The sequence below is a fragment of the Azospirillum brasilense genome (assembly GCF_007827815.1).
Taxonomy (GTDB): Bacteria; Pseudomonadota; Alphaproteobacteria; order Azospirillales; family Azospirillaceae; genus Azospirillum; species Azospirillum brasilense_C.
Genome location: NZ_VITH01000003.1, coordinates 1 through 20,201, shown reverse-complemented (window position 1 = coordinate 20,201; position 20,201 = coordinate 1). Strand labels below are relative to the sequence as shown.

General features: G+C 67.7%; 18 protein-coding genes. 5 read left to right on the top strand and 13 right to left on the bottom strand.

The window, feature by feature from the left end; genetic code table 11:
• Positions 1 to 6 precede the first annotated feature (6 nt).
• The 3 genes from ngg to FBZ83_RS06905 form a co-directional block, all read right to left on the bottom strand.
• Positions 7 to 1,785 carry an N-acetylglutaminylglutamine synthetase gene (ngg, locus tag FBZ83_RS06915; protein WP_348982500.1) on the bottom strand — a complete coding sequence of 593 codons (1,779 nt, stop codon included), beginning with the start codon at positions 1,783 to 1,785 and terminating at the stop codon, positions 7 to 9.
• Between the two features lie 10 nt (positions 1,786 to 1,795).
• A complete protein-coding gene (locus tag FBZ83_RS06910) occupies positions 1,796 to 3,571 on the bottom strand; it encodes an N-acetylglutaminylglutamine amidotransferase (protein ID WP_145681740.1) in 1,776 nt (591 codons plus the stop codon).
• Between the two features lie 313 nt (positions 3,572 to 3,884).
• A complete protein-coding gene (locus FBZ83_RS06905) occupies positions 3,885 to 5,327 on the bottom strand; it encodes a PLP-dependent aminotransferase family protein (RefSeq protein WP_145681739.1) in 1,443 nt (480 codons plus the stop codon).
• Between the two features lie 100 nt (positions 5,328 to 5,427).
• Here FBZ83_RS06905 and FBZ83_RS06900 point away from each other — a divergent pair, with 100 nt between their 5' ends.
• Entirely contained in the window at positions 5,428 to 6,153 is a 726-nt protein-coding gene (locus tag FBZ83_RS06900) for a pyridoxamine 5'-phosphate oxidase family protein (RefSeq protein ID WP_145681737.1), read from the top strand.
• A gap of 9 nt (positions 6,154 to 6,162) precedes the next feature.
• On the opposite strand, the gene FBZ83_RS06895 is transcribed toward FBZ83_RS06900, so the two are convergent.
• The 3 genes from FBZ83_RS06895 to FBZ83_RS06885 form a co-directional block, all read right to left on the bottom strand.
• Entirely contained in the window at positions 6,163 to 6,630 is a 468-nt protein-coding gene (locus FBZ83_RS06895; protein WP_145681736.1) for a DUF4112 domain-containing protein, read from the bottom strand.
• Between the two features lie 199 nt (positions 6,631 to 6,829).
• Positions 6,830 to 7,390 (bottom strand): hypothetical protein, encoded by a 561-nt coding sequence (locus FBZ83_RS06890; RefSeq protein WP_145681734.1) that lies wholly within the window; start codon positions 7,388 to 7,390, stop codon positions 6,830 to 6,832.
• Between the two features lie 110 nt (positions 7,391 to 7,500).
• On the bottom strand, positions 7,501 to 8,415 hold the full coding sequence (locus tag FBZ83_RS06885) for a LysR family transcriptional regulator (RefSeq protein ID WP_145681732.1): 915 nt from the start codon (positions 8,413 to 8,415) through the stop codon (positions 7,501 to 7,503).
• Between the two features lie 125 nt (positions 8,416 to 8,540).
• On the opposite strand from FBZ83_RS06885, the gene FBZ83_RS06880 reads away from it, so the two are divergent.
• Both FBZ83_RS06880 and FBZ83_RS06875 read left to right on the top strand, forming a co-directional pair.
• Complete coding sequence (locus FBZ83_RS06880) at positions 8,541 to 9,902, top strand: aspartate aminotransferase family protein (protein ID WP_145681730.1); 1,362 nt, start codon at positions 8,541 to 8,543, stop codon at positions 9,900 to 9,902.
• A 16-nt stretch (positions 9,903 to 9,918) separates the two neighbouring features.
• Complete coding sequence (locus FBZ83_RS06875) at positions 9,919 to 11,418, top strand: CoA-acylating methylmalonate-semialdehyde dehydrogenase (protein WP_145681728.1); 1,500 nt, start codon at positions 9,919 to 9,921, stop codon at positions 11,416 to 11,418.
• Positions 11,419 to 11,556: 138 nt separating this feature from the next.
• Here the strand turns inward: FBZ83_RS06875 and FBZ83_RS06870 are convergent, their stop codons facing one another.
• Complete coding sequence (locus FBZ83_RS06870; RefSeq protein ID WP_145681726.1) at positions 11,557 to 12,315, bottom strand: GntR family transcriptional regulator; 759 nt, start codon at positions 12,313 to 12,315, stop codon at positions 11,557 to 11,559.
• Between the two features lie 36 nt (positions 12,316 to 12,351).
• A complete protein-coding gene (locus tag FBZ83_RS06865; RefSeq protein ID WP_145681724.1) occupies positions 12,352 to 13,038 on the bottom strand; it encodes a CBS domain-containing protein in 687 nt (228 codons plus the stop codon).
• Positions 13,039 to 13,199: 161 nt separating this feature from the next.
• On the opposite strand from FBZ83_RS06865, the gene FBZ83_RS06860 reads away from it, so the two are divergent.
• Complete coding sequence (locus FBZ83_RS06860; RefSeq protein WP_145681722.1) at positions 13,200 to 13,388, top strand: hypothetical protein; 189 nt, start codon at positions 13,200 to 13,202, stop codon at positions 13,386 to 13,388.
• A 7-nt stretch (positions 13,389 to 13,395) separates the two neighbouring features.
• Here the strand turns inward: FBZ83_RS06860 and FBZ83_RS06855 are convergent, their stop codons facing one another.
• From FBZ83_RS06855 to FBZ83_RS06835, 4 genes are all read right to left on the bottom strand, one after another.
• The gene (locus tag FBZ83_RS06855; protein ID WP_145681720.1) at positions 13,396 to 14,100 is read right to left on the bottom strand and encodes a TerC family protein; all 705 of its coding nucleotides are present in this window, start codon (positions 14,098 to 14,100) and stop codon (positions 13,396 to 13,398) included.
• A 97-nt stretch (positions 14,101 to 14,197) separates the two neighbouring features.
• Positions 14,198 to 15,688, bottom strand: coding sequence for a tripartite tricarboxylate transporter permease (locus FBZ83_RS06850; RefSeq protein WP_247888183.1), 1,491 nt, complete (start codon positions 15,686 to 15,688; stop codon positions 14,198 to 14,200).
• Positions 15,689 to 15,897: 209 nt separating this feature from the next.
• The gene (locus FBZ83_RS06840) at positions 15,898 to 16,404 is read right to left on the bottom strand and encodes a tripartite tricarboxylate transporter TctB family protein (protein WP_145681714.1); all 507 of its coding nucleotides are present in this window, start codon (positions 16,402 to 16,404) and stop codon (positions 15,898 to 15,900) included.
• Between the two features lie 84 nt (positions 16,405 to 16,488).
• A complete protein-coding gene (locus tag FBZ83_RS06835; RefSeq protein ID WP_247888182.1) occupies positions 16,489 to 17,442 on the bottom strand; it encodes a Bug family tripartite tricarboxylate transporter substrate binding protein in 954 nt (317 codons plus the stop codon).
• A gap of 621 nt (positions 17,443 to 18,063) precedes the next feature.
• Here FBZ83_RS06835 and FBZ83_RS06825 point away from each other — a divergent pair.
• The gene (locus FBZ83_RS06825) at positions 18,064 to 19,776 is read left to right on the top strand and encodes a right-handed parallel beta-helix repeat-containing protein (RefSeq protein ID WP_145681696.1); all 1,713 of its coding nucleotides are present in this window, start codon (positions 18,064 to 18,066) and stop codon (positions 19,774 to 19,776) included.
• An 86-nt stretch (positions 19,777 to 19,862) separates the two neighbouring features.
• Here the strand turns inward: FBZ83_RS06825 and FBZ83_RS06820 are convergent, their stop codons facing one another.
• Positions 19,863 to 20,141 carry a hypothetical protein gene (locus FBZ83_RS06820; protein ID WP_247888181.1) on the bottom strand — a complete coding sequence of 93 codons (279 nt, stop codon included), beginning with the start codon at positions 20,139 to 20,141 and terminating at the stop codon, positions 19,863 to 19,865.
• Positions 20,142 to 20,201: the final 60 nt, after the last annotated feature.

The following is a 20,201-nucleotide window of genomic DNA, read 5'->3' as shown; positions in this document are numbered from 1 at the left end:
TGAACGTCACGCCCGCGGATCGACCGCGGAGTAAGGGAAGAGAAGATCAAGGAAGCGTTCGGCGGTCGGCTGCGGTTCGTGGTTGGCAAGGCCGGGCCGCTCGTTCGCCTCGATGATCGCGTAATCGGACCCCATCAGGTCGGGGATCAGCAGATCCAGGCCGACCACCGGAATGTCGAGCGCGCGCGCCGCTTCCACCGCCGCTTCCACCACGCGGTGATGCAGGCGGTCGGTGATGTCGTGCAGCGTGCCGCCCGTGTGCAGGTTGGCCGTCTTGCGAACCGCCAGCGTCTGCCCTTCCGGAAGGACCGAGTCCATGGTGAAACCGGCGTCACGCACGCAACGTTCCGTTTCCTCGTCCATCGGGATGCGGCTTTCCCCGCCGGTTGCGGCGGCGCGGCGGCGACTCTGCGCCTCGATCAGCTGTGAAATCGTCCGCTCGCCGGTGCCGACGATCTCCGCCGGGCGGCGCACCGCGGCGGCGACGACACGGTAGTCGATGACCAGGATGCGCACGTCCTGGCCCTGCACGAACTGCTCCAGCAGGACCGTTTCGCAGATCTTCTTTGCCTTTCCCACTGCCCAGGCCAGAGTCTCCGCGTCGCGCACATCCACGGTGATGCCCTGGCCCTGCTCGCCGCGGGCGGGCTTCACCACAACGCTGCCGTGGCGCTCCAGGAAGGCGGCGTTGTCGTCCATGCCGTCCGCGGTCATCTGGTCCGGCACGGACAGACCGGCCCGCAGCAGCGTGCGACGGGTCACCGCCTTGTCGTCGCAACGGAACAGAGCCACCGCCGAGGTCAGCTCGCTGAGGCTTTCGCGGCACAGGATGCTGCGCCCGCCGAAGCTGAGGCGGAACAGGTTGGACTCCGCGTCCACCACCTCCACCCCGATGCCGCGGCGCCGGGCCTCGTTGATGATGATCATGGCGTAGGGGTTGAGGCTGGCCTCCACCGCCGGGCCGGCGAACAGCTTCTCGTTGATCGGGTTCTTGGTTTTCAGCGCGAAGACCGGCACACGCCGGAAGCCCAGCTTCTCATAGAGCGCGATGGCGTTGGCGTTGTCGTGCAGGACCGACAGGTCCATGAAGCTGCGCCCGCGCTCCTTGAAATGCTCGGCCAGCGCGCGGACCAGCGCCTCGCCGATGCCGGGATAGGCCGCCTGCGGATCGACCGCCAGACACCACAGGGAGGAGCCGTTCTGCGGGTCCTTGAAGGCGCGGGCATGGTCCACCCCGGTGACCGAGCCGATGACCGCGCCGCTGACCGGATCGGTGGCGATCAGGTGGGTCAGCACGCGGCTGTCACGCTCCGACCAGCAGAATTCCGGGTCCATGGTGACCATGCCGCGGGCGCCGTAGATGCGGTTCACGGCATCGACGTCCTGGCGGCCACGCAGCCTTTCGATGGAAAAGCCGCGCGTCTCGCCGCCGGGCCGGAAGCCGGCCAGCCGCAGGCGGTAGGTGTGGGAGGGGTCGAGGAACAGCTCGGTCGGCGCCTGGGCCAACGCCACGTGGGGGTCCTCCAGATACAGCGCGATGTCGCGCCGGCCCGGCCCCTCCTGGCGCATCGCCGCGATCAGCTCGCCGACGTCGGGAAAGGTGTTGGCGAACAGCAGGCGGCCCCAGCCGCAATTCACCACCGCGCGCGGCGTCGGCCCCTTTTCCGCTCCGGGATGCCCCGCCCCTGTCCGGCGGTTCGGGCGCGGCGAGTCCTCGTCCATCAGGGCGGAGACCAGGGCGCGTTCGATCCGGAAAGGCGTCTGGGTGCGATTCTGCATCGTCATCATGCGGTGTTCAGATCCCGTGGGTTTGCAGCCAGAACTCCAGCAGGGCGGCCTGCCAGAGCTTCGAACCGCGAAGCGGCGTGATGTGGGTTTCCGGATCGCTGAACAGCCGGTCGAGATAGGCCGGCTGGAACAACGCGCGCTCCCGCGCGGCGGGCTGGTTCAGCACGTCGCGCACCAGCTCCAAGTAGGGACCGCGCAGGTACTTCAGCGCCGGAACGGGGAAATAGCCCTTGGGCCGGTCGATGACCTCGGAGGGGACCACCTTGCGCGCCGCCTCCTTCAGCACGTATTTGCCGCCGTCGCGCACCTTCAGCTCCGGCGGGACGCGGGCGGCCAGTTCGACCAGATCGTGGTCGAGGAAGGGGACGCGCCCCTCCAGCCCCCAGGCCATGGTCATGTTGTCGACCCGTTTCACCGGGTCGTCGACCAGCATGACCGTGGTGTCGAGGCGCAGCGCCTTGTCCACCGGACGGTCGGCGCCGGGCCGGGCGAAATGGGCGGCGACGAAGGCGCTCGCCGCGTCCTCGTCGGCCAGATATTGCGGGTTCAGCGCCTCGGCCATCTCCGCGCGGTTGCGGTCGAAGAACACCTTGGCGTAGGTGGACAGCGGATCGGTCGCCCCCATCATCGGCGGGTACCAGTGGTAGCCCGCGAAGATCTCGTCGGCGCCCTGGCCGCTCTGCACCACCTTCACATGCTTGGCGACCTCCTGCGACAGCAGGAAGAAACCGATGGCGTCATGGCTGACCATCGGCTCCGACATCGCCCGCACGCAGTCCTGGAGGGCGGGCAGGGCGCGGTTGCTGTCGATGAACAGTTTGTGGTGGTCGGTCTGGAAGCGCTGGGCGATCAGGTCGGAATACTGGAACTCGTCGCCCTTCTCCTGGCCCACCGTCTCGAAGCCGATGGAGAAGGTCTGCAGGCCGGTCTGGCCGGCCTCCGCCAGCAGGGCGACGATGACCGAGCTGTCCAGCCCGCCCGACAGCAGCACGCCGACCGGCACGTCGGCGACCAGACGCCGCTCCACCGCCTTGCGCAGCGTGGACAGGACGGCGTCCTGCCAGTCGCCCTCCGACATCCGTTCGTCGCCGGGCTGCGGGCCGAAGACCGGCTCCCAATAGGTTTCCTCGATGCGGCGCCCGTCCGGCTCCAGCGTCAGCAGGGTGGCTGGCGGCAGCTTGCGCACGCCCTTCAGGATGGTCCCCGGCGCCGGCACGACGGCGTGGAAGCTCATATACTGGTAGAGCCCCACCGGGTCGATCGCGGTGTCGATGTCGCCGCCGGCCAGCAGGGCGGGCAGGGTGGAGGCGAAGCGCAGCCGCCCCGCCGTTTCGGACAGGTAGAGCGGCTTGATGCCCAGCCGGTCGCGACCCAGCGTGACGCGTCCGCTGTCGCGCTCCCAGATGGCGAAGGCGAACATGCCGTAGAGCCGCTCGACGAAGCGGCGGCCCCAGGCGTGATAGGCTTTCAGCAGGACTTCGGTGTCGCCGTGCGAGAAGAAGCGGTAGCCCTTGGCCTCCAGCTCCGCCCGCAGTTCCGGGTAATTGTAGATGCAGCCGTTGAAGACGATGCCAAGGCCCAGCTCGGGGTCGGTCATCGGCTGCTGCGCCGCTTCGGACAGGTCGATGATGCTCAGCCGCCGGTGGCCGAAGGCCATCCGGCCATGGGCGAAGACGCCTTGCCCGTCGGGGCCGCGCAACGCCAGGGCTTCGGTCATCGAGCCGACCGCGGACGCGGAGGCCGGGCGAGAATCGAAGCGGATTTCCCCGCTGATGCCGCACATTGTAAGAAATATCTCCGTATTCGAATGGACTGGACGCCGGCAAAAGACGCCGCGAAACGGCGAAGGACCGGCGCCACCCCTCAACAGGCATGCAGCTTGATCGTCGCAAGGTTGGGGCCTGCCTTGCACAGGGTATCGGGGGTAGGGCGCGCCGAACGACCGGAGGGGAGCGGTCCGAAAAGGGAGTATCGGGGCTACCCCATGGGGCCGGGATCGCCGCGCAGCCGGAGAAAGCCAAGGGGCGCGGCGCCTCAAGGCGCATTGGTGGGAACAGGCTTTTTCAGATTAACTCTTTTGCGCCCAACAATGAGGATTAGACGTCTAATCGCGCAGCCGTCAACGCTGCCCCGAGTTCCCGGGCGGCGTGGCGAAGGGCGCCCGGCCCGTGGCCGGTGAAGCCCAGCATCAACGCCTGCAGGGGCGGGGCGGCGATGTGCATCGGGCTGACCGGGCGGACGGCGATGCCACACCGGTCAGCCACCGCCTCCACGGCGCGGTCCGACAGGCCAGGGCGCAGCCGGGCGATCAGCTTCATGCCCTGCTCCGGCACCTCCGCCTCCATCCAGGGGGAGAGGTGCGCGCCGATGGCCTCGGCCAATGCGTCGCGCGCCGCCATGTAGCGCTGGCGCATGCGGCGCAGATGCGGGCCGAAATGCCCCTCTTCCAGGAAGTCGGTCACCACGCCGGTGTAAAGCGTCGCCGGGTGCCAGTCGGTCAGGCGGCGCATGGCGAGCACGGGGTCGAGCAGTTCGGGCGGCAGCACGGCGTAGCCGAGCCGCAGGCCGGGGAAGAGGACCTTGCTGAAGGTGCCGACATAGATGACCCGTCCGCCGCCGTCGATCCCCTGGAGCGAGGCGAGCGGACGGCCCGCGTAGCGGAACTCGCTGTCGTAATCGTCCTCCAGCACCCAGGCGCCGGCCGTGCGCGCCCAGGCCAGAAGCTCCATCCGCCGCGCCATCGACAGCACCATGCCCAGAGGGTAATGGGAGGAGGGGGTGACATAGGCCAGCCGGGCATCCGGGGCCACGGCGACGCCCGCCGCCACCGTCATGCCCTGCCCATCGACGGGCACCGGCACGACGCGCGCCCCTGCCGCCTCCAGCGCGGCGCGCACCGCGGGATAGCAGGGGTCCTCCAGCCACACCGGGTCGCCGGGGCGCAGCAGCACCCGCAGCACGAGATCGATGGCCTGCTGGGCGCCGGCGGTGATCACCACCTGCTCCGGCTCGCAGCGCACCGCTCGCGCGCTCTGAAGATAGCGGGCAATGGCCTCCCGCAGCGCCGGCGGTCCACCGGGCTCGCCGTAGCCGAGCATCTCCGGGTCGGGACGCTGCAAATGCCGCAGGGTCAGGCTGCGCCAGATCCGCAGGCTGCGCTCGTCGAGCGCGCAGCGCCCCGTGCTGAAGGGAAGGGTGCCGAAGGGGGTGGGCGATTGCGGCGGCGAGGGCGCGCGGCGGGGCGGTTCCGGCGGCGGGAGGTCCAGCCCGTCCGGCAGGTCACCGGACACGAAGCTGCCCGCTCCGACGCGCCCCTCGATGAAGCCTTCGGCCAGCAACTGCTCATAGGCGGCGACCACCGTGTTGCGGGCGACGCCGAGCCGTTCGGCGAGCGCGCGGGTTGGTGGCAGCTTCCCGCCGGGCGGCAGGGCACCGGACAGGATGGCCCGGCGCAGCGCGCCGTAGACCTGCCGCAGCAGCGGCTCCCCGCGCGTCCGGTCGATGGGGACAAGCATCAGGTCGGACAGATCGGCGGGCATCGGATTGGTCCAGTCGACAAGGTCGGAATTGGCTCTCACGCCGGACCAATGGCTAGGCTCTAATGGCGCCGTTGTCCACCGCCGCGAAGCGAGTTCCGCGATGTCCGAGGCCGTTCCGTCCGAAAGCTATCCCGTCACCGACCGCAACCGGGTCAAGCGCTTGCACGAGCGGGGGCGCTACGACCGGGAGTCGGTCCACGCCATCCTCGACGGTGCGATGATCGCGCACATCGCCTACGTGATCGATGGGCAGCCCTACTGCACGCCCACGGCCTTCTGGAGGGAGGGCGAGCATCTCTATTGGCACGGTTCCGCGGCCAGCCGGATGCTGCGGGCGCAACGCGACGGCCTGCCGGTCTGCCTGACCGTGACGCATCTCGACAGCCTCGTGCTGGCGCGCAGCGGGTTCAACCATTCGGCCGATTACCGGTCGGCCATGTGTTTCGGCACCGCGCGCATCGTCGAGGAGGCCGACGCCAAGGCCCGCGCGCTCGACGCCATGGTCGACCGCTTCTATCCGGGGCGGAGCGCCGAGCTGCGGGCCAGCACGGCGCAGGAGATCAAGGCGACCATGGTGGTCGGGATGGAAATCGAGGAGGCGAGCGCCAAGGTCCGGGGCAAGGGCCTGTCCGACGAGGGTGAGGACATGGACCTGCCCATCTACACCGCCCGCTACCCGGTGGTTCAGGTGATTGGCGCCGCCGAGCCTTGCCCGCGGCTGCCCGCCGGCACACCGGTCCCGCCGGGGCAGGCGGGCTTCACCGCCGGCCGCCGGCTGGACGAGCTGATGCTGGAGAACCACCGCATCAGGTTCGGTGGGGAGTGACGCGTCCCGTTACCGTGTCCGGCGCCACTCGCCGTCGATGGTGTAGGGCGCCGAGCGGCGGCGACGGTGCGTCCGATCGCCGTGCGGTGGATGGCCGTCCAGATGCTCGGCCAGGATCGCCATGTTCTTGCGGTTGGCCTTCCAGAACACGTCGGCGATGTTGCCGGCGACCGGGACGGCGCTGATCAGGCTGTCCATCGCCACGTTGCCGACCATGCGCAGCAGCTTGCCGCGCGGCACGCCGAGCCGCCAGGCCTCGCGGATGAGATAGCCGGACACCGCGGTGGTGGCGAGGTTGCCGAAGCCGGGAACCAGACCCAGCACCGCGTCGGCGCCGAAGGTGATGTTGGTGCCCGGCACGCGGATGGCGCTGTCCATCATCCGCGCCAGCCATTCGAGACGCTGGCGCGCCGCAAAATGCGCCGTCTCGCCGTAGGCGGAACCGTACTGGAAAGAGGAGAAAGAAGTCGCGGTCATACGGACCCTCCAGAAGGGGACGGCTGCGCCGTCCGCTCAAGTGAAGGGCTCCGACATCGCGGTCCGTACCATGTGGACCGCCAGAGGGGCCCGGAGCCAGTCCCGCACAGATGGCCCGGTGGTCCCGCCCACGCAAGACCCGCCCGTTGCATTTTCGTATGAGTACGGTGGATTCATCCCCGATTTTTTCGGGGGTCCGTCACAGCAGCATCAGGAAGGCCGGCAGGCCGCCCAGGACCGCCCCCTGGGAGCCGCCCCACAGAACGTCGCCCTGCTCGACCGACCGGCGCAGCGCCGGGTTGGTGCCGCGCAACTGGCAGAGGGCGAAGATGGCGGCGTTCAGCGGGCCGGCCAGGGCGAACCACAGGATCCAGGACGGCATGCCGCCAAGCCACACGGCCGGGGCGAGCATCAGGGCGGTGCGCCCGGTCCAGGACAGGCCGCGGAACAGCAGCGCCTCCCACGACCAGGAGCCGGCTTGGCCGACCGGGCCGAAGGGCAGGAGATGCTGCCCGACGAGCGTCGCCCCGGCGGTGGCGACTCCGACCACCAGCGCCTGATTGGTCGGCATGGCCAGCGACCACAGGGCGGTGCTGAGCAGGGTCGCCGGGACGCTCCACATCAGCAGACGGGACAGGGCGCCCGTCTGGCGGCTGAGCGCGCTGAGAAAGAAACTGCCGAGCAGGGAGCAGGTGACGGTGAGCAGGACAGCGGCGAACAGCAGATAGTCGATGACGAACTGTTCGGTCAGCATCACCATGGCCGTCCTCCCCCATCCGTTCTTTGTTCGTATTCCCCTCAATTACGGTGGGGCGCGACCGGGCCGGCGTCAATGGAAATCACCCTGATTTTTGCCGGGCCGGCCTCCCCTCACTCCGTGCGCCGCAGCAGGTCGAAGAAGCGTTCCAGCACGAGGTTGGGCCGGGCGCCCTTCTTGGTGACCGCCTGGAACTCCTGGGCGTAGTGGAAGCGCTCCGGCAGCAGGGCGCGCATCGCCCCGCGCTCGACCCATTGCCGCGCGTAATGGGTGGGCAGGAATCCGACGTAGCAGCCGGTCAGGATGAGGAATGCCACGCCTTCGCGGTCCGTCGCGGTGGCGGTGGTTGTCAGCGCCCGCTGCACCCCCGCCGCCTCCGGCACCTGCTGCGCCTCGGTCGGGGCCACCGCGTCGGCGGCCTCCACCGCCGCGTCGGGCAACGTCTCCGCGTCGAACAGCGGGTGACCGCGCCCGCAATAGAGGCGTGACTCCTCCTGGTAGAGGGGATAGCGGTCCAGGCCGGGCAAGGCGCGCCGCGCCGGCACCACGCCGACGTGCAGGCGTCCGTCCAGCACGCCGCGCTCGATCTCGTTGGGCGGGATCATGCGGATGTTGACCCGCACCTCCGGCCCCTGCTGCTTCAGGCCGCGCAGGGCGTCGGTCACCCGCATCTTCGGCATCGTCACAAGGTTGTCGGTGATGCCGATGTTCAATTCCCCGCGCAGCCGCCCGTGCGCGGCGTTGATCTCGCTGCGGAAGCTCTCCAGCCCGGCGAACAGGCGCAGCGCCGCCTCGTAGGCCATCCGCCCCTCATCGGTCAGCAGGAAGCCCGCCCGCCCGCGCCGGCACAGGCGCAGCCCCAGCCGGCGCTCCAGATCGGCCATGTGCAGGCTGATGGCGGCGCGGCTGATGTTCAAATCCACCTCCGCCGCGGAGAAGCCGCCGCACTCCACCACCGTCGTGAAAACGCGCAGCAGGCGCAGGTCGGCGTCGTTGAGGCCGCTCAGGGGGCGGGCGGGCTTGGTCATGGATAGGTAAGCCAACGCTTGCGTAAGGTTTGAATGGTTTGGATTTAACCGCAACCAAGCCTCCGCGCACACTGTTTTCCGAGACGATCCCCGACGCCCACCCCAGCCAGCAGGAGTGCCGCCCGATGCCGCCGTTGGACGAGAGCCAGAAAGCCGGAACCGCCCCGACCGCCGGGCTGACGCGCGAGGAGCTGGACGCCCACTGGATGCCCTTCACGGCGAACCGCGAGTTCAAGGCGAACCCGCGCCTGATCGCCCGCGCCGAGGGCGCCTGGTACTGGGACGCCGAGGGGCGGAAGATCTACGACAGCCTGTCCGGCCTGTGGTGCTGCGGCGCCGGTCACAGCCGCCGCGAAATCAGCGAGGCGGTGGCTCGCCAGATCGGGGAACTGGATTACAGCCCGGCCTTCCAGTTCGGCCATCCCGCCGCCTTCAAGCTGGCGCACAAGCTGGCCTCGATGACTCCGGCCGGGCTGGACCATGTGTTCTTCGTCAATTCCGGGTCGGAGGCCACCGACACGGCGCTGAAGATGGCGCGGGCCTATTGGCGGCTGAAGGGCCAGCCGGCCAAGACCAAGCTGATCGGCCGGTCCAAGGGTTATCACGGCGTCAATTTCGGCGGCATCAGCCTGGGCGGCATCGGTGGCAACCGCAAGCTGTTCGGCTCGGGCGTCGAGGCCGACCATCTGCCGCACACGCTGCTGCCCCAGAACACCTTCACCAAGGGCCTGCCGGAGCAGGGCGCCGAACTGGCCGACGCGCTGGAGGAGCTGGTCGCCCTGCACGACGCCTCCAACATCGCCGCGGTGATCGTCGAGCCGCTGGCCGGATCGGCGGGCGTGCTGCCGCCGCCCAAGGGCTACCTGCAGCGGCTGCGCGCGCTGTGCGACAAGCACAACATCCTGCTGATCTTCGACGAGGTCATCACCGGCTTCGGCCGCATGGGCACGGCCTTCGGCGCCGACGCCTTCGGCGTGGTCCCCGACATCATGAACGTCGCCAAGGGCCTGACCAACGGCGCGGTGCCGATGGGCGCGGTGGTCGCCAACCGTGAGATCTACCGGACCTTCATGGACAACGGCGGCGCCGACTACATGGTCGAGTTCCCGCACGGCTACACCTACTCCGCCCACCCCGTCGCCTGCGCCGCCGGCCTCGCCGCGCTGGAGCTGTTCGAACGGGACAAGCTGGCCGAAAAGGCGGCGGCGCTCGCCCCGCATTTCGAGACGGTGCTGCACGGGCTGAAGGGGCTTCGCCACGTCACCGACATCCGCAACTACGGGCTTGCCGGCGCGGTGCAGATCGCGGCCCTGCCGGGCGAGCTGGCCCGCCGGCCCTACGAGATCGCCATGCACTGCTGGAAGGCGGGCTTCTACGTCCGCTTCGGCGGCGACACGCTGCAGTTCGGCCCGCATTTCATCAGCGAGCGCGAGGATCTCGACCGGCTGATGAACGCCGTTGCCGACGCCATCCAGGCGACCGCTTGAGGAGGATGGGAACGCCATGACCCTCGTTCCGCACCTCATCGGCGGCACGGCCGACGCCCCCGCCGACACCCGCAGCGCCGACATCGTGAACCCGGCCACCGGCGAGACCGTGGGCCGCGTTCCGCTCGCCGGCCGCGCCACCGTGGAATCGGCCATCGCCTCGGCCGAGGCCGCCTTCCCGGCGTGGCGGGCGACGCCGCCGGGCAAGCGGGCGCGGGTGATGTTCCGCTTCCGCCAACTGCTGGAGGACAACGCCGACCGCATCTGCGCCGCGATCACGCGGGAGCACGGCAAGACGCTGGAGGACGCCCGCGGCGAGTTGGGCCGCGGCATGGAGAATGTCGAATACGCCTGCGGCATCGCCGATCTGCTGAAGGGCGAGCATTCCAAGAATGTCGGGCCGGGCATCGACAGCTGGTCGGAGTTCCAGCCGCTGGGCGTCGTGGCGGGCATCACGCCCTTCAACTTCCCGGCCATGGTGCCGCTCTGGATGTTCCCAGTCGCCGTGGCCTGCGGCAACGCCTTCATCCTGAAGCCGTCGGAGCGCGACCCCAGCGCCTCCCTGCTCGTCGCCCAGTTGGCGCAGGAGGCGGGGCTGCCGCCGGGCGTGCTCAACGTCGTCCACGGCGACAGGGAGGCGGTGGACACGCTGCTGACCGACCCGCGCGTCCAGGCGATCAGCTTCGTCGGCTCCACCCCGGTCGCCGAATACGTCTACGCCACCGGCACCGCCCACGGGAAACGGGTGCAGGCGCTGGGTGGGGCCAAGAACCACGCCATCGTCATGCCCGACGCCGACCTCGACAACGCGGTCAGCGCGATCATGGGGGCGGCCTACGGCTCCTGCGGGGAGCGCTGCATGGCGATCTCCGTGGTCGTCGCGGTGGGCGACGCGACCGCCGACCGCGTGGTGGCGATGCTGGCGGAGCAGGTGCGTGGCCTGAAGGTCGGGGCGGGGACCGGCACCGGTTGCGACATGGGGCCGCTGGTCACCCGCGCCCATTTCGAGAAGGTGAAGGGCTTTGTCGACCAAGGCGTCGCCGAAGGGGCGGAACTGGTGGTCGACGGCCGCGGGCTGGTGGTGCCTGGGAACGAGGGCGGCTTCTTTCTCGGCGGCTGCCTGTTCGACCGGGTGACGCCGGACATGAGCGTCTACCGGGAAGAGATCTTCGGTCCGGTCCTCTGCGTCGTGCGCGTGAACACGATGCAGGAGGGCATGGACCTGATCGACGCCCACGAGTACGGCAACGGCACCTGCCTGTTCACCCGCGACGGCGAGGCCGCGCGTTATTTCACCGACGCGATCAAGGTCGGCATGGTCGGCGTCAACGTGCCGCTGCCGGTGCCGGTGTCCTACCACAGCTTCGGCGGCTGGAAGCGGTCGCTGTTCGGCGATCTGGCGGCCTACGGGCCGGACGGCGTGCGCTTCTACACCCGGCGCAAGACGATCACCCAGCGCTGGCCGGCGGGCGGCGTGCGCGAAGGCGCGCAGTTCTCCTTCCCGTCGATGAAGTGAGGGACAGGTAAATCCCCTCTCCCCTCCGGGGAGAGGGTTAGGGTGAGGGGGTTGCGCAGGCGGCGCGTCCGGCACAAGCGCAACCCCCTCACCGGCCCTCCGGGCCACCCTCTCCCCGGAGGGGAGAGGGCTAAGCGGCTACATCAGCGGCAGGCCGTCCTTGAAGGCGGCTTTCATGTCGGGTCCCCGCACCTCGGCCAGCCGCAGCCAGTCGAGGAAGTCGCCGTGCCGCTCGACATGGGCGGCCAGACCGAGCGTGTGTTCGCGCGCCAGCCGCTCGGCCAGTTCGCCGTCGCGCCGCTCCAGCGCCCGGATGATGTCGCGGTGCTCGTGCATCGACTGTTCGGCCCGGTTGTCCTGCCGGATCGACAGCTTGCGGATGGCCCGCATGTGGATGAACAGGTTGTCGGTCAGCGTTTCCAGGATGCGCGCCCGGCTGAGGCGGATGATCGCCTTGTGGAACTCGATGTTGGCGTCGGAATATTCCTGGATGTTGTCGGAGGGTGCCTGCTCCTCAAAGCTGCGGAAGATGTCCCACAGCGTGCCGATGTCCTCCTCGGTGGCGCGCTCGGCGGCGAGGCGGGTCGCCATGCTCTCCAGCGCCGCCCAGGCGATGATCATCTCGATGATCTCGGTCTTGGTCTTGCGGACGATGTAGATTCCCCGCCGCGGTTCCAGCCGCACCAGACCTTCCTGCTCCAGCAGGGTCAGGGCTTCGCGGATCGGGGTTCGGCTGACGCCCAGCAGACCGCTGAGCTGGCGTTCGTCCAGCCGGACGTCGCCGGGGTGGTCGTAGATGTCCATCTGGATGATGGCCTGCTTCAGCCGTCGGTAAACCTGGTTGCGGAAGGTGGCGCCGGAATCCAGCGGCTGCACGGACAGTTCGGGTGGCGGCATCGGGCTGCTCCTTCGATGGGGCGGATGGCCGGGGGATCACCCGACGAAGCGGTTCCGGTTCAGATGCTCCTCCACGCGCTTCACGCCGCTCACGCCGCTCGCCGCGGTGTGGAGGGCGCGGCGCTGCTCCTCGCTGTCGACCATGCCCCAGAGCTGCACGACCCCGTCGTTGACGACGATGTTGATCCGATCGAGGTCCACCCAGGACTGTCCGTCCAACGCCTCCAGCAGGGCGGTGCGGATCGTCTCGTCGCCGGACGCGCCGAAGCCGGTCCCGCCGCGTCGGTTGCGGAGAAGCCCGTGCAGCAGGTTGGCCCGGCTGATGATGCCGACCGGGCGACCGTCGACCAGGACGGGGGCGCGTTTGATCCGCTTGCTCTCCATCAGGTCGGCGATCTCGGCGATCTCCGTATCCGGCGAGACGGCCTGGACCGGGCGCGACATGACGTCGCGTGCGCAGCGCCCATGGGTCTTCAGGAAGTCGGCGGCCTGCACGTTGCGGCCCACCAGCATCTCCAACCAGCGGGCGCGCGGGCGGTCAGTCCCCGTCTCCACCCGGCGCAAGAGGTCCCCCTCGCTGATGATGCCGACCGCGCGGCCGTCCTGGTCCACCACCGGCAAGCCGCTGATCCGATGGGTCAAAAGCAGTTCGGCGATGTCCGGCACGGGGGTGTCCAGCGCCACCGTGATGACCGGCGATGTCATGACGTCCTTCGCTTGCATCTCGACGTTCCTCCCTGAACTGGCGGTGCGGAGCCTGTGTCCGGCTCCTGCTGCGTATCTGGCATACGAAATGCTATGTTTCTTATCCCTTGCTCTCCAACGGACTTTGCGCCATCTCTGCTGCAACGCAGCATAAGTGTGGCCAAAGCCCGGAGTTCCCGATGTTGGAGAGTCTTGCCGTCGTGTTCGCCCTGGCCGGGTTGGCCGCCGTGGTGACGGAGATTGTGCGGAACGATCCGGGCCTCATCTCCGAGATCACCAGCGACGTGCGCGCCATGGCCTTGCCGAGCCGCTTCCGGGCGGTGCGGGGTGGTCGCTGCCGCGAGCCCCGTCGCCCCTCCTCCTGCTGACGACTCCTCAGGCGGGATCGGTTTCCACCACGGCGCGGCGGCGATTGATGCTGCGGGCCATCAGGAACCCGGCGGTCATCACCCCCAGCGCTGCGACGAAGGGCGCCGTCCCGGTCAGCACCGGCAGGCTCTCCGTCACGTGGGAATGGATGCTCGGGTCGGTGAGGATGACCTCCGCCGCGATGTAGCCGAGCAGTCCGGCGCCGGCATAGACCAGGGCCGGCAGCCGTTCGATCGCCTTCAGGATCAGCGTGCTGCCGAAGACGATCAGCGGGATGCTGATGGCGAGCCCGAGGATCAGCAGGACCGTGTTGCCGTGCGAGGCGGCGGCGATGGCGATGACGTTGTCCAGGCTCATCACCGCGTCGGCGATCACGATGGTGCGGACCACCCCCCACAGCCCGGCGGAGGTGCCGGAATGCGCCGCCTGATCCTCCTCCTCGGTGGGCAGCATCAGCTTGATGGCGATCCAGAACAGCAGCGCCCCGCCGATGATCTTCAGGTACGGGATGGCCAGCAGATAGGCGATGATGACGGCGAACAGCACGCGCAGCACGATGGCCGCCCCGGTGCCGAGGAAGACGCCGATCTTCTGTTGTTTCGGCGGCAGCGAGCGGCAGGCCAGCGCGATGACGAGCGCGTTGTCGCCGCTCAGCAGGATGTCGATCCAGATGATCTGGAGCAGAGCGATCATGAAATCGGACGTGTCCATCGTCCCGAACCCCCCGATGTGAGAAGAAATCCCCCCGCCGGTCGTCCCGTCCCGGACGCCGGCGGGGGAGTGGGTGGAGCTATTTCACCGGGATGACCTATTTCACAGGGATCACCTGGGTCCCACCGTCCTGCCGGGACTGGCGCTTGCGCAGCAGGGCGGAGATCACCGGCCAGAACAGCATGACCAGCGCCAGCGTGACGATGCTGCCGACCAGCGGGTTGGACCAGAAGATCGCCAGATCGCCCTGCGACACCAGCATGGCCTGCCGGAAGGAGCTTTCCGCCATGTCGCCCAGCACCAGGGCCAGGACCAGCGGGGCCAGCGGGTAGGACAGCTTCTTGAAGACGTAGCCGACGACGCCGAACACCAGCATCATGACGATGTCGAGGAAGGCGTTGTGCACCGTGTAGGCGCCGACCGCGCAGATCACCACGATGACCGGTGCGATGATGCTGAAGGGGATGCGCAGGATCGAGGCGAAGACCGGCACCGTGGTCAGCACCACGATCAGGCCGGCGATGTTGCCCAGATACATGCTGGCGATCAGGCCCCAGACGAACTCCTTCTGCTCGATGAACAGCAGCGGGCCGGGCTGGAGACCCCAGATCAGCAGGCCGCCCAGCAGCACCGCCGCGGTGGGCGAGCCGGGGATGCCCAGCGTCAGCATGGGCAGCAGCGCGCTGGTGCCGGCGGCGTGGGCCGCGGTTTCCGGGGCGACCACGCCCTCCATCTCGCCGTTGCCGAAATTCTGGCGGTTCTTGGAGAAGCGCTTGGCGAGGCCGTAGCTCATGAAGGAGGCCGGGGTGGCGCCGCCCGGCGTGATGCCCATCCAGCAGCCGACGATGGAGCCGCGGATGGCGGTCACCCAGTAGCGGGGCAGGCTCTTCCAGGTCTCCCACACGACCTTGGCGTTGATCTTCGCGGCCTTGCCCTTGAAGGCCAGCCCCTCCTCCATGGTCAGGAGGATTTCGCCGATGCCGAACAGGCCGATGACCGCGATCAGGAAGTCGAAGCCGCGCAGCAGCTCCACCGAGCCGAAGGTCATGCGCAGCTCGCCGGTCACGCTGTCCAGCCCGACCGCGGCCAGCGCGAAGCCCAGCATCATGGCGCACAGCACCTTGAAGGGGGATTCGCTGCCCATGCCGACGAAACTGCAGAAGGTCAATAGCTGGACCGCGAAGAACTCCGCCGGGCCGAAGCGCAGGGCGAAGCCGGCGATCACCGGGGCCAGGAAGGTGATGAGCAGAACCGCCACGAACGCCCCGAAGAAGGACGAGGTGAAGGCCGCCGTAAGCGCCTCGCCCGCATGGCCCTTCTGCGCCATGGGGTGGCCGTCGAAGGTGGTCGCCACCGACCAGGGCTCGCCCGGTATGTTGAACAGGACCGAGGTGATGGCCCCGCCGAACAACGCCCCCCAATAGATGCAGGAGAGCATGATGATGGCGGAGGTCGGCGACATGCTGAAGGTCAGGGGCAGCAGGATCGCCACCCCGTTCGCCCCGCCCAGCCCCGGCAGCACGCCGATCAGGACGCCCAGCGTGATGCCGATGAACATGTAGGCGATGTTCATGGGGTCGGCGAGCACGCCGAACCCCTGTATGAGTGACCCGAGCGCTTCCAAGTTTCCCTCCCTTTCCGGCATCCGCGCCCGTTCCGTTTGGAAGCGTCGCGTCTTGAGCGCGCAGGGCGGGGTTCGTCCCCGCCGCATGGGCTGGTTCGTCGCGGATGCCTGCCGCTGCTTCGGTGTGCGCGGCCGTTCCCGCGGCCGCTCCGGCTTTTAAAAAACTGGACTGGTCAGTAGCCGAACATCGTCTCCACCGGTCCCTTGGGAAGCGGTACCAGGAACCAGATCTCGAACATCACGAAGAGGCCCGCGGGCACGAGGATTGAGACGGGCAGGATCGTCTTGAGCGGATACTTGCCCACCCAATGCATGAAGAAGGCGATGAACAGCACCGCCGACAGATAGATGCCCAGGAAGGCGGTCAGGACCACGAAGACCACGCTGGGAACCAGCACCTGGAGAACCAGGGCGAGCTGGTGTTTCTCGACGAAGGCGGTGCGCTCGCCGCTGTGGCGCCAGATGTTGACGGCCAGGGTGGCCAGACTGCTGACCAGCATGATGAGGCCGACATAGAAGGGGAAGTAGCCGGCTTTCGGTCCGTCGGACCCCCAGCCGTTGCCGACGCGGACGCTGTCGGCCATCACCACGACGGCGACGAGCGCGAACAGCCCGGCGACGACGATCTCCATGGTCCGGTTCGAGACGACCGGATCACTGTTCTGTGTTCCATGCTCCATGGCTCACTCCCACAAGAAACCCAAACGGTGGGGGAGGGCGCCCGGGGCGCGATGCCCCGGGGGCCGCGCGTCGGACGAGGAGGGCTATTGCTTGGTGAAGCCCGCCTTGTCCATCAGGGTCTTGTGCTGGGTTTCCGCCGCGGTCAGCCAGGTCTTGAACTCGTCACCCGTCTTGAAGCTGACGTTGAAGGCCCCCTTAGCCATGAAGTCCTTCCACTCCTCCGTCTCGCGGACCTTCTTGAAGAGGTCCACATAATAGGCGACCTGGTCCGGCGTGACGCCCGGTCCCATGAAGATGCCGCGGAGCATGGTGTATTCCACGTCGAGCCCGGATTCCTTGCAGGTCGGGATGCTGTTCCACGACTTGTTGTCGACCACCGGCTCCTTCAGCGGGATGCGCTCCTTGTCGAAGACGCAGAGCGGACGCAGCGCGCCGGCCCGCCATTGCGACACCGCTTCGATCGGGTTGTTGACGCTGGCGTTGATGTGGTTGCCGACGAGCTGGGCCGCGACGTCGCCGCCGCCCTTGTAGGGGACGTAGGTGAAGGTGACGCCCGCCGACTGCTCGATGGCGGCGGTGATGATCTGGTCCTCCTGCTTGGACCCGGTGCCGCCCATCTTGAAGCGGTTGGCGCCGCCCTCCTTGGCGGCCTCGACGAACTCCTTGGGCGATTTCTGCGGGGCCTCGCTGTTCACCCACAGGACGAAGTTGTCCAGCGCCAGCATCGCCACCGGGGTCATGTCCTTCCAGGAGAAGGGAACGCCGGTTGCCAGGGGCGTGGTGAACAGGTTGGACAGGGTGATGATGATCTTGTGCGGGTTGCGGTTCGACGACTTGACGTCGAGGAAGCCTTCCGCACCGGCGCCGCCCGACTTGTTGATGACGACGATGGGCTGGCCCATCAGGTTGTTCTTCTGAATGATGCCCTGGATCATCCGCGCCATCTGGTCGGCGCCGCCGCCGGTTCCCGCCGGAACGACGAATTCGACCGACTTGGTCGGCTCCCAGGCGGCCTGGGACGCGGCCGGGATCAGCAAAAGGCCGAGCGCGCCGGCCAGGGCCGTTCCGCTTGCGAGCGTTCTTCCATGGGGTCTTTTAAAAGCGAAGGAGTCAAAAGGGGTCTTCCGCGCGCAGCGCGGGCGCTGTACGTCCTTCATGCCTCATTCCTTCCCTTTTGGGTGGCCGGGCTTCCGTCGGCACGGCTCATCATTTTTGGATTTTCTGGCGAGACGGATTGTTTGTTATGCAAACTGTCCGTGTGGCGTATGGTATGTGGCATCCCAGCTTTCTTCAACAGGAATGTCACAAGACGACCGAGCCCAATCATTGGGTGCAGTGCAAGAATCCATCGAAAATCGACGGCTAAATTCTTGTAGTTCGCTGCAATTTCAAGAATTTGTCGAAAGGGTTACCCCGTTCGTACTAACGCTTAAATTCGAGGAACTACCTCTTTCGTTAGGGAAATTCCTGTGACTGATTTGGCGCACTTCAAAAACTAATTATCCTAAAATCGAACCATTTAAGGCCACACGGTGCTGGCTAGGCTCCGGTCCTGTCGAAAACGATTGAGCGCACAGCAAGCGGGACGGCGCGATCCGCGCACATTCCCGCTCACCGCCACAAACGTGGCGCTGTAAAAAAGGAAAGAGTGAAAGACCATGGAACATATGGCCATTGAGCTTGATCATCAGAACCACGCCGACACGACCGGTTTTGTCGGTGATTCTGCTGCCGATCCGTTCCAGGCTGTTGTCGACAGCATCACCCCGGTGACCACCGACACCGCCGCGACGCCGGACTCAATTCTCCATCTCCAGGCACTCCAGACCACCGCACAGCCTCTGGCGCTGGTCGACGCCACGGCCGCTGCCGCCGCCACCGCCAAGATCGTCGTGAACGCCTCCGGCACCGCCGCGGGCGGCGTGTCGCCCCATTTCAAGCTGCTGGTGGACGGCGCCGTGATCGGCGAAGGCTCCGCGGGCGGCGACGCCAAGGATTTCTCCTTCGACGCCAACGTGACCGCCGATCAGGCGCACAAGATCCAGATCCAGTACGACAACGACGGCGCCGTCGATGGGCAGGACCGCAACCTGACGGTCAACGCCATCTCCATCAACGGCCACAAGGTGGCCCCGACCGACCCGTCCGTCACCTATGACAAGGGCGCGCTCGACGGCAAGGACGTCGTCCCGGGCCAGGCCAACATGTGGTGGAACGGCACGCTGGCCGTCGCCGCTCCCAAGGAATTCTTCGCGACGACCGCCGCCGCGGCGCCGGCCGCCCCCATGGCGCCGACCTCCGGCACGTCGGACTATCCGTCCACCCCGGCCTCGCAGATCTACTACGTCGATGCGACCAACGGCAGCGACAGCAACTCCGGCCATGACGCGAACCAGGCCTGGAAGTCGCTGGACAAGGTGAACTCGACCACCTTCGCCCCGGGCTCGCTGGTCCTGTTCGAGCGTGGCGAGACCTGGCACGACAGCCTGCTGGCCTCGACCTCCGGCACCTCCGACAAGCCGATCATCTACGGCGCCTACGGCACCGGCGCCAACCCGGTGATCGAGGCGTCCAGCGGCGCCAGCTACGCCGTCAGCCTGAACAACAAGGACAACATCACCTTCGACAGCCTGACCATGAAGGGTTCGGGCGACGCTGGCCTGCTGCTCAACGGCGGCGCCGACAACGTGAAGGTCACCAACTCGCAGATCGTCGACAACCGCGGCTCGGGCGTCGTCATCAGCGGCACCTCGCACGGGCTGCGGATCGACGGCTCCACCATCGACGGCAACGGCGCCTACGGCATCGTGCATTACTCGGCCGACAACGCCGACCAGTACTTCACCAATAACACCATCAGCGACAACGGCTGGCGGACCGACGGTGTGTATTCGGGCTGGAACGGCCGCATCCTGAGCGGCGAGATCGCCGGCAACACGATCTTCAACAACGGCGCCGGCGGCGGCGACGGCCGGTCGCACGGCCTGTACCACGACCACAGCCAGGCCAACAGCACGCTGAAGATCCACGACAACACGATCTACGACAACCCGCGCGGCGCCGGCATCCTCGCCAAGTCGAGCACCGAGATCTACGACAACACGATCTACGGCAACGCCAACGTCGGCATCTCGGTCGGCCAGAACCAGGGCACCAGCGTCACCTACAAGATCTACGGCAACGAGATCTTCAACAACAACGGCGGCATCATGGAGCACCTGAAGGGCGCCGGGTCGATCTCGCTCGACGTGCACGACAACATCTTCAACAACAACAACGGCCGCTCGGCGGTGTCCATCGCCGACAGCATCAGCCAGAACGTCGCCAACAACACCATCTCCTCGGCCTCCAAGGCCAGCCCGACCGCGTAAGGACGGGTTCTCTCTCCATCGTTTCGGCGACGACCGCGCCCGGCCATTCCTTGGCCGGGCGTCGGTGCGTCCGGACGTTGCTGGTCTCACCAATGCAGGAAAACGCCGACGTCGCCCGGCATGCCGCCGGGATAGCTCAAAATCTGGGCGCGCAGCTTGTAGCCGGCGGGGCGCAGATACCGGTCGTAATTGTCGTAGACCTCCCGCGCGAAGCCGGTGAGGCTGTCCGGCCAGTCGGGTTCGAAATTGTTGATCGCCCGGCCGCCATCGCTGCAGTAGCTGCTGGGAAAGGGTCGTGTCCCGAGGCGTGGTGTAGGAGCCGGGGCGCTTATCTGGTCACCGGCGTGTCTGGCCGGAAGGTTCACGTGGTCGCAGCGGGCAACGTGAGGGCGAGATCATCGCGCAAGGGGGCGATGGTTTCCAGG

Bases quoted from the DNA above. Each gene is read 5' to 3' on its own strand.
- ngg (WP_348982500.1), bottom strand. From the start codon at position 1,785: ATGACGATGCAGAATCGCACCCAGACGCCTTTCCGGATCGAACGCGCC.
- FBZ83_RS06910 (WP_145681740.1), bottom strand. From the start codon at position 3,571: ATGTGCGGCATCAGCGGGGAAATCCGCTTCGATTCTCGCCCGGCCTCC.
- FBZ83_RS06905 (WP_145681739.1), bottom strand. From the start codon at position 5,327: ATGCCCGCCGATCTGTCCGACCTGATGCTTGTCCCCATCGACCGGACG.
- FBZ83_RS06900 (WP_145681737.1), top strand. From the start codon at position 5,428: ATGTCCGAGGCCGTTCCGTCCGAAAGCTATCCCGTCACCGACCGCAAC.
- FBZ83_RS06895 (WP_145681736.1), bottom strand. From the start codon at position 6,630: ATGACCGCGACTTCTTTCTCCTCTTTCCAGTACGGTTCCGCCTACGGC.
- FBZ83_RS06890 (WP_145681734.1), bottom strand. From the start codon at position 7,390: ATGGTGATGCTGACCGAACAGTTCGTCATCGACTATCTGCTGTTCGCC.
- FBZ83_RS06885 (WP_145681732.1), bottom strand. From the start codon at position 8,415: ATGACCAAGCCCGCCCGCCCCCTGAGCGGCCTCAACGACGCCGACCTG.
- FBZ83_RS06880 (WP_145681730.1), top strand. From the start codon at position 8,541: ATGCCGCCGTTGGACGAGAGCCAGAAAGCCGGAACCGCCCCGACCGCC.
- FBZ83_RS06875 (WP_145681728.1), top strand. From the start codon at position 9,919: ATGACCCTCGTTCCGCACCTCATCGGCGGCACGGCCGACGCCCCCGCC.
- FBZ83_RS06870 (WP_145681726.1), bottom strand. From the start codon at position 12,315: ATGCCGCCACCCGAACTGTCCGTGCAGCCGCTGGATTCCGGCGCCACC.
- FBZ83_RS06865 (WP_145681724.1), bottom strand. From the start codon at position 13,038: ATGCAAGCGAAGGACGTCATGACATCGCCGGTCATCACGGTGGCGCTG.
- FBZ83_RS06860 (WP_145681722.1), top strand. From the start codon at position 13,200: ATGTTGGAGAGTCTTGCCGTCGTGTTCGCCCTGGCCGGGTTGGCCGCC.
- FBZ83_RS06855 (WP_145681720.1), bottom strand. From the start codon at position 14,100: ATGGACACGTCCGATTTCATGATCGCTCTGCTCCAGATCATCTGGATC.
- FBZ83_RS06840 (WP_145681714.1), bottom strand. From the start codon at position 16,404: ATGGAGCATGGAACACAGAACAGTGATCCGGTCGTCTCGAACCGGACC.
- FBZ83_RS06825 (WP_145681696.1), top strand. From the start codon at position 18,064: ATGGAACATATGGCCATTGAGCTTGATCATCAGAACCACGCCGACACG.